Annotated in this window: 16 protein-coding genes; 1 reads left to right on the forward strand and 15 read right to left on the reverse strand. The window is 30.7% G+C overall.

Features of this window, described 5'->3' with window-relative positions; all coding sequences use genetic code 11:
* Nucleotides 1-80 precede the first annotated feature (80 nt).
* Nucleotides 81-1,487 (forward strand): aldehyde dehydrogenase family protein, encoded by a 1,407-nt coding sequence (locus ACTHUW_RS07910; protein ID WP_442212923.1) that lies wholly within the window; start codon nt 81-83, stop codon nt 1,485-1,487.
* A gap of 43 nt (nt 1,488-1,530) precedes the next feature.
* Here the strand turns inward: ACTHUW_RS07910 and ACTHUW_RS07915 are convergent, their stop codons facing one another.
* From ACTHUW_RS07915 to pduL, 15 genes are all read right to left on the reverse strand, one after another.
* A complete protein-coding gene (locus ACTHUW_RS07915; RefSeq protein WP_442212925.1) occupies nt 1,531-1,878 on the reverse strand; it encodes a four-helix bundle copper-binding protein in 348 nt (115 codons plus the stop codon).
* A 46-nt stretch (nt 1,879-1,924) separates the two neighbouring features.
* Complete coding sequence (locus tag ACTHUW_RS07920; RefSeq protein WP_442212927.1) at nt 1,925-3,253, reverse strand: MATE family efflux transporter; 1,329 nt, start codon at nt 3,251-3,253, stop codon at nt 1,925-1,927.
* A gap of 59 nt (nt 3,254-3,312) precedes the next feature.
* The gene (locus tag ACTHUW_RS07925) at nt 3,313-4,218 is read right to left on the reverse strand and encodes an HD-GYP domain-containing protein (protein ID WP_442196702.1); all 906 of its coding nucleotides are present in this window, start codon (nt 4,216-4,218) and stop codon (nt 3,313-3,315) included.
* 102 nt (nt 4,219-4,320) lie between these two features.
* The gene (locus ACTHUW_RS07930; protein WP_442196703.1) at nt 4,321-4,701 is read right to left on the reverse strand and encodes a hypothetical protein; all 381 of its coding nucleotides are present in this window, start codon (nt 4,699-4,701) and stop codon (nt 4,321-4,323) included.
* A gap of 118 nt (nt 4,702-4,819) precedes the next feature.
* Nucleotides 4,820-6,163: a CCA tRNA nucleotidyltransferase gene (locus ACTHUW_RS07935; RefSeq protein ID WP_442212929.1), complete on the reverse strand. Its 1,344-nt coding sequence runs from the start codon at nt 6,161-6,163 to the stop codon at nt 4,820-4,822.
* A gap of 109 nt (nt 6,164-6,272) precedes the next feature.
* The gene (locus tag ACTHUW_RS07940) at nt 6,273-6,716 is read right to left on the reverse strand and encodes a cupin domain-containing protein (RefSeq protein WP_442196705.1); all 444 of its coding nucleotides are present in this window, start codon (nt 6,714-6,716) and stop codon (nt 6,273-6,275) included.
* Nucleotides 6,706-7,836 carry an ethanolamine utilization protein EutH gene (gene eutH, locus ACTHUW_RS07945; RefSeq protein WP_442196706.1) on the reverse strand — a complete coding sequence of 377 codons (1,131 nt, stop codon included), beginning with the start codon at nt 7,834-7,836 and terminating at the stop codon, nt 6,706-6,708. The genes ACTHUW_RS07940 and eutH overlap by 11 nt, the downstream gene beginning before the upstream one ends.
* Before the next feature lie 35 nt (nt 7,837-7,871).
* Nucleotides 7,872-8,165 (reverse strand): ethanolamine utilization microcompartment protein EutM, encoded by a 294-nt coding sequence (gene eutM, locus ACTHUW_RS07950; protein WP_442196707.1) that lies wholly within the window; start codon nt 8,163-8,165, stop codon nt 7,872-7,874.
* Nucleotides 8,166-8,181: 16 nt separating this feature from the next.
* On the reverse strand, nt 8,182-8,484 hold the full coding sequence (locus ACTHUW_RS07955) for a hypothetical protein (protein ID WP_442196708.1): 303 nt from the start codon (nt 8,482-8,484) through the stop codon (nt 8,182-8,184).
* Nucleotides 8,485-8,500: 16 nt separating this feature from the next.
* Nucleotides 8,501-9,049, reverse strand: a complete 549-nt coding sequence (locus tag ACTHUW_RS07960; RefSeq protein ID WP_442196709.1) for a BMC domain-containing protein — start codon at nt 9,047-9,049, stop codon at nt 8,501-8,503.
* Nucleotides 9,046-10,392, reverse strand: a complete 1,347-nt coding sequence (locus ACTHUW_RS07965; protein WP_442199133.1) for a 4Fe-4S dicluster domain-containing protein — start codon at nt 10,390-10,392, stop codon at nt 9,046-9,048. Before ACTHUW_RS07965 ends, ACTHUW_RS07960 begins: the two co-directional genes overlap by 4 nt.
* A gap of 19 nt (nt 10,393-10,411) precedes the next feature.
* A complete protein-coding gene (locus tag ACTHUW_RS07970) occupies nt 10,412-10,684 on the reverse strand; it encodes a EutN/CcmL family microcompartment protein (protein WP_442196711.1) in 273 nt (90 codons plus the stop codon).
* A gap of 21 nt (nt 10,685-10,705) precedes the next feature.
* Nucleotides 10,706-11,371 carry a hypothetical protein gene (locus tag ACTHUW_RS07975; RefSeq protein ID WP_442199134.1) on the reverse strand — a complete coding sequence of 222 codons (666 nt, stop codon included), beginning with the start codon at nt 11,369-11,371 and terminating at the stop codon, nt 10,706-10,708.
* 14 nt (nt 11,372-11,385) lie between these two features.
* Nucleotides 11,386-12,210: an ethanolamine utilization protein EutJ gene (gene eutJ / locus ACTHUW_RS07980; RefSeq protein ID WP_442196713.1), complete on the reverse strand. Its 825-nt coding sequence runs from the start codon at nt 12,208-12,210 to the stop codon at nt 11,386-11,388.
* Nucleotides 12,211-12,223: 13 nt separating this feature from the next.
* On the reverse strand, nt 12,224-12,865 hold the full coding sequence (gene pduL / locus ACTHUW_RS07985; RefSeq protein WP_442196714.1) for a phosphate propanoyltransferase: 642 nt from the start codon (nt 12,863-12,865) through the stop codon (nt 12,224-12,226).
* Between the last annotated feature and the right edge of the window lie 10 nt (nt 12,866-12,875).

The raw sequence follows: 12,875 nt of genomic DNA on the forward strand, positions 1-12,875 counted from the left end.
TGTAAATAAACGTAGTAAATATGCGAGTTGTAGAGTTCTGCAACGAGCTATATAAATATAGCTAAGGAGGAATGTAAAAAATGGATTACAATAAACTATATATTGATGGCAAGTGGGTTAAACCAAATAGTAGTAAAACTATAGAAGTAGAAAATCCTGCAAACAAAGAAATAATTGCAAAAATTCCTGCTTCAAATAAGGAAGATGTGGAGTCAGCTGTAAATGCTGCAAAGCTAGCATTTGAAAGCTGGCAATATGAAGATTTAAGTAAAAGAGTTGAATTAGTTCAAAAGTTAAAAGATGAGATAGAAAATAGAAAAGATGACATGGTTAAAATTATAATGGATGAATTAGGTAGGAGTAAAGCCTTTGCACTTGATCCTCAAGTTCAGCCATATATTGATGCTATGGAAGATTTCATAGACATAGTTAATAACTATGAATTTGAAGTTGAAAAAGATGGATATAAGGTTAGAAAAGAACCATTTGGTGTAGTTGCAGCAATTACTCCATGGAACTACCCACTAGGACAGATTATTAAAAAAATCATTCCTGCTCTTTTAGTAGGAAATACAATAGTATTAAAACCTAGTCAAAAAACACCTCTAGTAGCTTATATCTTAGCTGAGTGTTTTGACAAAGTTGGATTTCCAAAAGGAGTATTTAATTTAGTAACTGGAGCAGGTTCTGAAGTTGGAGATATGCTTACAAAACATAAAGATGTAGATGCAGTATCATTTACTGGTTCAGTTGAAGGTGGAAAGGCTGTTGGTGAAGCTGCTATTAATGGAATTAAAAAAGTTACCTTAGAACTTGGTGGTAAATCTCCTGCCATACTTCTAAAAGGTGGAGATTATGAACTCGGTATCAAGAAGACATTAAACACTGTATATAACAATACTGGACAAACTTGTAGTGCCTTTACAAGATTGCTTATTCCAAAAGATGAAAAAGAAGAAATCGAAAAGTTAGTTGTAGATATGAGTAAAAAATATAAATTCGGAGATCCATATAGTGAAGACAAGATAGTTGGTCCCCTTGTAAGTCAAAAACAATTTGATAAGGTGAAAAAATATGTTGAAAAAGGAATTGATGAAGGCGCAAATATAATCTATGGTGAAGTGCCAACAGATGATAGCAAAGGCTATTATGTAGGTCCTGTTGTATTTAGTGATGTGAAAAATGACATGGCTATTGCAAGTGATGAAATTTTTGGACCAGTACTTTCAATTATAACTTATAAGGATGAGGAAGATGCTATTAAAATAGCAAATGATACTACATTTGGACTAGCTGGTGCAGTATTTGGACCAGAAGAAAAAGCTCACAAAATAGCAAATAGAATTAAAGCAGGTACCATTACTGTAAATGAAGGAAACAGATCTCACAAGGCTCCATTTGGTGGATATAAACATTCAGGAATTGGACGTGAAGGTGGAGTTGCAGGATTTGAAGCCTTCCTACAAGAAAAGGCTATATTTAGTTAATAAATTTAAAGGATTTGGCAAAAGCCAAATCCTTTTTTAATATTTATCCTAGCATTTGTCTACATTCATCTGCGCAAGATCTGCATATTTCAGCACATTTTTTACAATGATCTGTAGTCATTTTTTCACATTCTACTGCACATGCATCACAAATCTCAGCACATTCTTTACAAATATGAGCAGCATGATCGCTTCCACGTGCCATGAAACCTATTGCCGTTTCACAAATATCTATACAATCTCTTAATATCTTCATACAAGATACCATCTTTTTTACATCTTCTTCATTCATGCAAAGTGTCAGACATTCTTCACAAGCCCTTAAACATTTTACACATTCGTCAATACATTTTTGCATGTTATCATTTCCTAAATTACCTACTATAGCCACTTAAACAACTCCTATCTTTATTTATTACAATAATATTATTACCAAATCATTTTAAATTATGAGATTGTTTTTTAATTAATATTATTCCAAGTATAAGAGTTACTGCTTCTGCCACTACAATACTTAACCATACTCCATCCATTTGAAAGAAATAAGATAATGTAAATAGAGAAAAAAGTAATACTACAACTCCACGAGATAATGTAATCATAGTAGAATAATTAGAAAGTTCTATTGATTGAAAATAAGTGCTTATTACTATATTTACTCCCATTGCTATAAATGATATGAAATATATTCTTATTCCTCTTGTACTTATAGCAATTAGTTCAAAGCTTGCATCTGTAAATAGGGATATTAGTTCTTTAGAAAAAATAGTTCCAACTATAAAGAAAGATGATCCAAATATAAGGGCTGAAACTATACCATATTTCCTTATTTTTTCTACACGGATTTTAAGCCCCGCTCCATGATTTATACTTATAAGGGGTTGAATCCCTTGTGCAAGTCCTGTAAACATATATGCACATATAAGTGCTATATTTGCTATTATTCCATAGGCTGAAACTCCTATCTCACCTAATAAATTTAATATTACTAAATTAAATGAAACTATTACTATTCCAGATGAAATTTCTATTATAAAGCTTGGTAAACCATTTGTAAATATTCTTTTAAATAACGAAAAATCAAATTTCATTTTAACTAATTTAAGGTTTGCATCTCCTCTTATAAAGTGACTAGCAAGTATAATTATGCTGACAAAGGCACTCATAACCGTTGCACTTGCAGCACCTTTCATGCCCCACTCAAATACTACTATAAAGAGCCAATCAAAAAATATATTAGTAATTCCACCCATAATAGTTGCCATCATTGCAAGCTGTGGCGCCCTATCATTTCTGACAAGTGGAGTTAAGCCATATACAAATAAAAAGCTAAAGGAAAACATAAGTACTGGTCTTAAATAATCTGTAACAAGTTCTATATTGGTACTTTCTGCACCTAATACACATGAAATTTCTTCTAAAAATAAAGTCCCAAATAATGAATATATAATTCCAAATAAAGATATAAAGGCAATAGATAAGGTGAAAATATTATTTACCTTTTCATAGTCTTTTTTACCCATAACTACAGATATAGCAGTAGCACCTCCTACACCAAACAAGAGAGCTGTTGCAAAAAGTATATTAAATACAGGTATGGCAATATTAAGGGCTGCAAGTCCACGAGGACCTATCCATCTTCCTATAAAAACCGTATCAGCTAAGATATATAGTGAGTTCATTATCATTCCTGCTATTGCAGCTGAAACATATTTAAAAAATAATGTTTTTATATCATCCTTTAATAAATCGCTAGAGCTTTTCATCTTTTTCATCTCCTAAACTACAATAAAATACCCCCCATTTAATATGAGAGGATTTTGCTTTATTTTATACCTTCATTTTTATATAATATCTCAGCAAAAATTTCAACTAATTCATTATCATAATGACTTCCTGCATGTTTCTTTATCTCTCCTAAAGCTTGACTAGGGGTCATTCCTTTTCTATATGGCCTATCTGATGTCATAGCATCATAGGAGTCTGCTATAGCTATTATACGAGCTTCTAAGCATATCTCATCTGCCTTTAGCCCACTTGGATAACCTGATCCATCAACTTTTTCATGATGCTCATTTATTACCTTTGATAAATTTTTAAAATATGTTTTTTCAACTAATTTAGCACCATAGCCTGGATGCTTTTTAATTTCATCAAATTCTTCCCTTGTAAGTGATGATGGTTTCTTAAGTATATCATCTGGTATATTCACCTTTCCTATATCATGAAAAAGTGATGCAAAAGCTATTCTTTCAATCATGTCATTTGAGAGCTTCAATTTATTAGCTATTTCAATAGAATACTTTTGTACTCTTTCTCCATGATTGTGAGTATACATATCCTTTTCTTGACTCTTTTTAGATATTTCATTTAATTCTTTTAATGTATTACTTATAAAATGAAATATTGGTTTAGTTGTTACATAAAGTAATTTTATATCTTCTAATGCTTTTAATTTTACTGTTTCTTTTAATTCATCAACATAAAAATATTCATTTTTTTTAAGTTCCTTTTCTACATCATCTATCGTAAATACAACCTCACCTTCTAATATGTAAAAGAACTCCATTAATTCACCTTGACCTGGTTCTATAAAAAAGTATTCATCTGCCTTTATATTTTGAATCATTATTTCTGTTCCATCCCCACGTGCTATAAGACTAAGATTAGCATCATCTTGTATAAATTGTTCTATAAAAGTTTCATTATTTCCTATATATAAACCTTCCATCATTTTCCTCCTATAATAGATGTTTTCTCTATTATAACATACTTTATATAACAATAAATCAATAATCCTATATATAGGATTATTGATTTATTGTTATATCTATTACCATGTAGGTACTATTAATGGATCAATCCATACTTCTCTTCCGCCTATGATATATAAATCATATTCACATTTTACAACTACGCCTAATTTTGCAGCTCTTTTAATCATAGCCTTAGCTTCTTTGTCTGTTACTTTAACTAATGTATCTATGATTTTGTCTATGTGTCTTTCACTCATACCTGGTAAATCAGCTAAAAACTGTGCTGTTTTAACCTTACGAGCTATTGATTCATTAGTTCTTGCTACATCTTCCTTTACCTGTTCTACTACATCTTCATAATCATCATCGTAGTTATCATCAGCTAAAGCAACCATAGGTACTATAGCCATAACAAATGCTAGTATAAGTAATATAGATATCAGTTTTCTTTTCTTCATGTTTTCACCTCCTTTTTGCCTATAGTAATACTTCTACATAAGTTTCCAAACTCCTTCATAAATCTTCTAAATTCCAAATATTTTTTTGAATTTGTTATTATCATGACAATTATCGCATTTAGGATTTTTTATGCCTTTTTTTCATTATTTCTAATAATTTTTCTTTATTGTTTAATTTTTCATCTTCCATAACCATTTCAAATAGCTCTTTTAATATTCTCCCTATCTCTTTGCCTTGTGGAATGCCTAGATCTATCAAATCCTTGCCATCTATAGCTAGGTCCTTTATACTCATAGGATCTTTTCTATTTAATATTTCCCTTATTCTAATTTCTAATTTATCAATATCATTTGTATTCACATTTTCATTGGTACAAATTTTATCAGCTCTCATTAAATCTAAGAGCATATATATCTCTTTTCTACCTACCCTATTTATTACTCTTTTAAGTCCCTTATCACTAAATTCATTATGCCCTATCATATGCTCTTTTACTAAAGTAGATACTGTATTTATTAGCTTTTTAGGTGAGTTTAATCTCTTTAATATGATTTTTGCAAGTTCAGATCCTTTTTTATGATGATTATAAAAATGTCCAATTCCTTGATCATCAACTGTAAATGTATTTGGTTTTGATATATCATGAAAAAATGCTGCAAGCCTATTTTCTATTATTTTAGGAGACTTATCCACAACACAAAGCATATGACTAAATACATCCTTATCATGATGTGGATTATATTGATTAAAATCCACACTTTCAACAATTTCAGGAACTATATAATCTATTAATCCAGTATTAACTAATAGTCTAATCCCAATTGAGGGAATATCAGATAAAAGTATTTTGAAAAACTCATCTCTTATTCTCTCTTTAGATATATTTTGAAGTTTTTCTTTTAAATCTATTATAGCTTCATATGTATTTTCTTCTATATCAAAATTTAGCTGGCTGCTAAATCTAATTGCTCTAAGTATCCTAAGTGCATCTTCAGAAAACCTTTCATTAGGACTTCCTACAGTTTTAATTAGACCAAAATTTATATCATTCTTACCTTCAAAAGGATCTATAAGTCCTATTTTAGGATGATAGCTAATAGCATTTATGGTGAAATCTCGTCTAGCTAAATCTTCAAGTATATCTTTTTTAAACTCTATGACTTGTGGTCTTCTACTATCCTTATATTCTGATTCTGCTCTAAATGTAGTTATTTCTATATGCATGGAATTTTTTATTACTATTATTGTACCAAATTTCTTTCCTATATCTATAGTCTTTTCTTCTTTAAAAATATTTAGTATCTGACAAGGTAGTGCTGAAGTGGTCACATCCCAGTCATTTGGAATTCTATTCATGAGAGAGTCACGAACACATCCTCCCACAATATAGGCTTCAAATCCCACTTTATTTAGTTTATCTAATATGTATAATACTGTTTTAGGCATTTTTATATTTAGCATTTTTTTCACCTCACCTTCATTATACAATATATTTTACATAAAAAAATTAAAAGACAGGGTTCAATTAAAAATTAATCCCCATCTTTTAAATATATTATTAATTATAATCTTATAATTCTTCCCAATTAGCAGGATATACTATATAGATGAATTTAGCATGGTCAGGACAACTAAATTTTATTGGAGTATCTTTAGGGATTAAAATTATATCACCTTGCTCACCCACGATTTTTCTACCATCAATAATTATCTCTAAAGTTCCTTCCATGATATAGTCTATTTCATCATATTTAAGTGTCCAATCAAATACAGTTTCTTCCATCTCCATTACACCACAGCCAAGCCTTGGACTTTCTTCAAGTGTAAAGACATCCTTTAAATAAACCTTATCACCAGGTTTTCCTGTATCAAATTTTTCTAGTTTTACTTTGTTAGTTTTTACAACTGCTACTCCACTTTCATCTACTTCTTTTAAATTGTTTTTTGTTTCATCAAAATATTTCATTATAACTTTCTTAACTATCTCTTCTACATTCTTCTCGTTAATACTCATTATTTATTGCTCCTTTATTTATGGTTTCATCAGGTTTATCTTTTGCCATAGTTTTATTGACAATCAATAAAGCTACTAGTACTGCTGTAATACCTCCTGCAAGTTTTCCTACTACCATAGGGAATATCATATCTTGTGCCACTCCGGCTGTAAATCCTAAATGATCTCCAAATACAAAGGAGGCACTTACTGCAAATGCAACATTTATTATTTTTCCTCTATTATCCATATCTTTCATTAAGCCAAACATAGGTATATTATTTGCAAGTGTAGCTACCATACCTGCTGCTGCAACATCATTCATACCTAATAGTTTACCTACTTTAAGTAAAGGCTTTTTAAATACTTTTGTTATAACATAAACCATTGGGAATGCTCCTGCAAGTACTATTGCAATAGATCCTACAATTTCTATTCCATCCCAAATTGGTGCCATACCTGGAATTATAACAAGTCCTGTAAGAGTTTCTATGATTATTGATGCAAGTCCTATTGTTATGACTATTACAACTCCTCTTCCAAATACAGTAAATCCTTTTATCATCTTATTTGGCATCTTCCATAAGCCTAGTGAAATTAGTGCTGCAACTATTATTATTGGTACTAGGTTGCTTATTATCATTCCTACACTAAATCCTGCTACAAGTCCTCCTACAAATGCTCCTATAGGAATTGTAATTATACCTGCTAATATTCCAGTTGCCAAAAACTTATGATCTTCTTTTTTAATTATTCCAAGTGCTACAGGTATAGTAAATACTATAGTAGGTCCCATCATTGCTCCAAGAATAAGTCCTGCAAAAAGTCCTGCTTCTGGAGTTTGAGCCATTTCTATTGCTAATGGATACCCGCCCATGTCATTTGCTAGAAGCGTTGTTGCAAACATAGCTGGATCTGCTCCTAATGCTGAATATATTGGTGATACTATAGGTGTAAGTATTTTTGCAAGAACTGGAGCAAGTGATATAACCCCTACCATTGCAACAGCAAGCGAACCCATTGCCATTATACCTTCTTCAAATTGCTCACCTAATCCAAACTTATTTCCTATGATTTTATCTATAGCTCCTAAAACCATGAAAATTACCATTATATACAAAATAATATCATTAATACTCATATATTTTACCCCCTTTATTTAATAAGGCTTTATTTTTATTCATTTGTTGAATTGCTCTTTGGTAAGATAACTTCAACTTCATTATGTGGTCTTGGTATAACATGTACAGAAATTAATTGTCCTACTCTTTCAGCCGCAGCTGCTCCTGCATCTGTAGCTGCCTTTATTGCACCTACATCTCCTCTAACCATAACAGTAACTAAACCTCCACCAACTTGTTCCTTTCCTACAAGTGTTACATTTGCTGCCTTTACCATTGCATCTGCTGCTTCTATTGCTCCTACTAATCCTTTTGTCTCTATCATTCCTAATGCGCTTTGATTTGCCATTTAAAATCACTCCTTCTTATTTTTTGTTTAATTTATTTAAAACTAAATTACATACTTTTTCTACTTTTTCTTCATCTGATATATTAAAATCTTTTTTTAATATATCTTTTATATTTGATATAGTTTCTTGCGTGCTTGATGAATTATCTTCTCTTTTATCATCATTTTTCATCTCACCATATACAATATCAATCTTACTTCTTCTTATTTCATCTTTAGCTCCTGGAGTAAGAATCATATTATCTTGCATACATATTTGACTCTCATCTTTTGAAATAAATTCCTTATAATTATTTTTGGTAAGTAATATCTTTTTCACATTGTCACCCCTATCCTTATAACAATTTTTCAAATACTTCTTTCCTAGGAGATGGTATAACAACTTTATTTATAAGCATTCCATTTTCTTTGCCTATATTTGAACCAGCTTCTATGGCTTCACTTACTGCACTCATATCTCCACTTAATGTTACAAAAGATTTACCTCCTATTGCAAAACCCAGTCTTATTTCTATTAAATTTACTTGCGCAGCCTTAGCTGCTGCATCTGCTGCTACAATAGAAGTAGCTATACTGAAAAACTCCATTGCTCCTATAGCATTTAATTCGCCTATTTCTGTAGCTCCATTTATTGCATTTATAAGCTGTGGATGTACACTTGGTAATATTAAATCATCTACAATATATTCTCTACCTATCTCTTTTCCTGCTTGAATTGCTGATTTAACTGAACCTACATCACCTGCGATAAGTACTATATACTTACCAGGACATATAGAATTTGATAATAATAGTTCTACTTCAGCAGCCTTTAACATAGTATCTGCACTTTCAATTCCCTTTACTATACTACTGTATTCTAGAAGCCCTATAGTTCTTATCATACAATCACCTCATTATCTTCTGTTTCAACAACTATTTTTTCTTTAATATCTATTACCCTTCCATCTATAGATGAATGAATGTTTGCTCCCATTTCATCTATCTCAACCTTAGCAATCAATTGTCCTTTTGTAACTTTATCTCCTATAGTAACTATCGGATTTGCAGGTTTACCTATATGCTGCCTTAGAGGAATGGATACTTTTTCTGTCTTTATTTCCTTTAACTCGTCTATTTCTTGATCTGAATATTTCATTATATCAAGTCTAGCCATAAGCCTTGTAGTAGGAATTTTCCTATATTCAATCATTTCTCTACTCTGGGTATCTTTACTTCCTTTTTCAGCTCTGATACCTTTTTTTGCAAGCTCTCCTTTTACAAATACATTTACTAACCTCGGAGATAGTCCCATAGGGCAAGAATATAATTCACATATCCCGCATTCACAACATATAAGTGCTTCTTTCATGATTTCTTCATCTTGTTCAGCCATTCCTACATTCCTCATGACCCTATGTGGTCTCAATTTATGACCTAATAAATATCTATGGCATAAATCTGTACAATATCTACATTGAATACAAGCTGACCTAGTTTCATTTATTATAGTTTGAAGGGGTTTTCTTTTTCTCCTAACAATATAATGATCCTTTGGTAAAACTATGAGTGATCCATCTGTCTTTTTTATATGTGTATCAATTGCCTCTTCATCATCTATTATAGTACCCATCATAGGTCCACCTATGATTACAGCATAATCACCAATACTTGTACCACCTGCTTGATCAATACATTCTTTTATTGAAATTCCTACTGGAACTTTGATCATGCAAGGTTCATTTACTTCTCCTACTACAGTGATGTATTTTTCTATTACTGGCTTATCAAATGTAGCATTATATACATTAATCACAGTTCCTACATTTGATACAACTGCTCCTACATCTAATGGTATGCCTGCTTCTGGTATAGAACGACCTGTTACTTCATATACAGTCATCTGTTCATCACCTGCAGGATAATAGTTCTTTAGATAAAATAATTCTACTTTTGAATCAAGCTTTTTTATCATATCCTTTAAAATTTTAATTTCCTTGTGATATTTTTCCTTTATAGCAATAACAAGATGTTTTGCCTCTAAAATCTTTCCTATTTCTTCAATTCCCTTTATCATTTCTTCAGATTTAATACTTAAAAGATATTTATCTGTGTTTAATAAGGGTTCACATTCAGCTGCATTTATTATAAAATATTCTACCTTAGCATTTAATTTAATGTGTGTAGGAAAACCTGCTCCACCTGCTCCTACAACTCCAGCTTCATATGCCTTTTGTAATAAATCCATATCTTAAACACCTCTTTTCCTAATCATCTGCTATATCAACTTCATCAATAATTCCAACTATAGTTGCATCTATTGGTACTCCTTCTTTATCTAGAGCTCGTCTAGCAGAACTTCCTTTTACTACAAGTACCTTATCTCCTATTCCAGCCCCTATTATATCTGTTGCAACTAAGGTTGCGAGGTCTTTTTTACTATATTCATCTAGTGGTTTAACTACTAGAAGTTTATATCCATTTAATGCTTCATCTTTTCTTGTAGCCCAAACATTTCCAACTACTTTTCCTATTATCATAAATTTTACCTCCCTTTGATTTTATTTTTTTATTATATTGATATTGTTTATCCTTATATAATCTTTAGCTAAGGGAGTTATTATAGCATTGTTTCTTATACTTATATCTTTATGACCGCTTCTATATATCTTTTCTAATATAGATTCAGTTATTATCTTATTTTCTATTTCATATCTATCTTGGTTGTCTGAATTATAAATCCGCTTTTCTTTACCTTTATTTTCTCCACCAATCAAGTCGATATCTTTTTCATCTATAAACTTTATACCAAAGGAAACTATATTCTTTTCATAATCCTCTATCATATTATAGAAATTTTCATTTGAAGTATTTTTAAACTTATGATATTCTACTCCATCATTTAAGATGAAAATACTCTTACTCTTTAAAATACCTTCTATAATTATAGATGTTATTTGATCATCTGATCTACCCATAGATACATTTGCTAATTGATTTAAAGTAAAAGAAGATATGATCATGTGGCTAAAATCATCAATGTTTAATTGTTCTAAGTCATTTAGATAAACTATTTTAAATTTATCAGATTTTATTTCTTTATTATCTTTTTTTGAATCAATTACTAAAAGTTTTTCTTTTTTTTCTACATCTAAGTTTAGGTTTTTTACTACTTCTTTTGTTAAATAATCAACTAATTTTTCAATATTCATCTTGTCTAATTCCAAATTATCCACTTCCTTTATACTTTACAATTCATTGCTATCCCAAGTGGCGTTACTAAAAATGGATTCTTAGGCTTTATTGTTTTAATTCCTGTTTCGTTTTCTATTACTTTTTCTATACCTTTTAAGCAACTCGTTCCACCTACTAGATATATTTCTTTTATATCATACTTTTTTATATGAGAATTTATTATACTAGCCATTTTTTGAATAACAGGTATTACTAGTGGAAATATTTCATCTTGCTTTTCTTTAGCTGTTTTAAGAACTTCTGCTTCTTCAAATTTCACCTTATAATTACCTGCTACAACTAGGGTAAGATGTGTTCCTCCTGTTGCTTCATCTGCTATATATACTACTTCTTTGTTCTCTATTATTGATAATCCTGTAGTTCCACCACCTATATCAACTATAGCACCATCTAATATATTTAATACTGCATTTGCAGCCGTTGGTTCATCTAAGGTGTTTGTAACTTCAAATCCTGCACCTTCTACTACATACTTGTGAGTTTTACTGTCCTTTTCTCCTGTTCCTGGTGGTACTGCTATAGCTGCCTTGGTAAGCCTTGCACCTATCTTTTCTTCTATATCCTTTTTAAGTTCTCTTACTATATTTAAAGCTCCCATGTAGTCAACCACAAGTCCATCTCTTATGACTTGAGCAAATTTCATTTCACATGCTATAGGGTTTTTATCTTTATCAAGAACTACTATTACAATATATGCTGTACCTAAATCCACTCCTACAAGCAGATCATCATCCTTATTTACTTTGATAGGATTTTTTATAGTATCTTCTAATTTTGATATCAAAGCATCTGAATTTTTAAAATCAATCATTCAAATTTCTCCTTTATGCTAATATTTCGCCCTTTGTATCTTTTGTTAAATTGCAAGCATTAGCCTCGTCAAAATCTATATGCATATTTAAACTATAATTTTTATTTACCCTTACTAATACATCTTCAAATACAACTGGCCTATTGCTAAGTATCCTTACAGAAACTATATCCTTATCCTTAAGTTCAAACCTCTTAGCATCTTCTGGCGTCATATGAATATGACGTCTTGCTATTATTGCTGCTTCTTTAACTTCTTTTATATTTTTTCCTGCTGAGATAAATATATCTCCACTTTCATCAGTATTTCCTGAATCCCTAAGTGGTGCATTTATTCCTAGTGATATGGCATCAGTCTTTGAAATCTCAACTTGAGTTTCACTTCGCTCTGGGCCTAATACTGCAACATTTTTTATAATACCTTTAGGTCCCATTATATTGATTCTTTCTTCACTTAAAAACTGTCCAGGCTGTGACAATTCTCTTTTTGGTGTTAATTTATATCCCTTGCCAAAGAGTTCTTCCACATCTTCCTTGCATAAGTGTGTGTGTTTTGCTGATGCTTCTACAGGTATTATTTTCTTTTCATCTTCATCTTCTGAATTCATTTCTTTTAAAACATTATTTATTATTTCCTTTATTTTTGACTGATCCAAAAAGTCACCT

It is taken from the genome of Senegalia sp. (in: firmicutes) (assembly GCF_052088025.1).
GTDB lineage: Bacteria > Bacillota > Clostridia > Tissierellales > SIT17 > Anaeromonas.

Coding starts and splice junctions, on each gene's coding strand:
- ACTHUW_RS07910 (WP_442212923.1), top strand. CDS start 81: ATGGATTACAATAAACTATATATTGATGGCAAGTGGGTTAAACCAAAT.
- ACTHUW_RS07920 (WP_442212927.1), bottom strand. CDS start 3,253: ATGAAAAGCTCTAGCGATTTATTAAAGGATGATATAAAAACATTATTT.
- ACTHUW_RS07925 (WP_442196702.1), bottom strand. CDS start 4,218: ATGGAAGGTTTATATATAGGAAATAATGAAACTTTTATAGAACAATTT.
- ACTHUW_RS07930 (WP_442196703.1), bottom strand. CDS start 4,701: ATGAAGAAAAGAAAACTGATATCTATATTACTTATACTAGCATTTGTT.
- ACTHUW_RS07935 (WP_442212929.1), bottom strand. CDS start 6,163: ATGCTAAATATAAAAATGCCTAAAACAGTATTATACATATTAGATAAA.
- ACTHUW_RS07940 (WP_442196705.1), bottom strand. CDS start 6,716: ATGAGTATTAACGAGAAGAATGTAGAAGAGATAGTTAAGAAAGTTATA.
- eutH (WP_442196706.1), bottom strand. CDS start 7,836: ATGAGTATTAATGATATTATTTTGTATATAATGGTAATTTTCATGGTT.
- eutM (WP_442196707.1), bottom strand. CDS start 8,165: ATGGCAAATCAAAGCGCATTAGGAATGATAGAGACAAAAGGATTAGTA.
- ACTHUW_RS07960 (WP_442196709.1), bottom strand. CDS start 9,049: ATGATAAGAACTATAGGGCTTCTAGAATACAGTAGTATAGTAAAGGGA.
- ACTHUW_RS07965 (WP_442199133.1), bottom strand. CDS start 10,392: ATGGATTTATTACAAAAGGCATATGAAGCTGGAGTTGTAGGAGCAGGT.
- ACTHUW_RS07970 (WP_442196711.1), bottom strand. CDS start 10,684: ATGATAATAGGAAAAGTAGTTGGAAATGTTTGGGCTACAAGAAAAGAT.
- eutJ (WP_442196713.1), bottom strand. CDS start 12,210: ATGATTGATTTTAAAAATTCAGATGCTTTGATATCAAAATTAGAAGAT.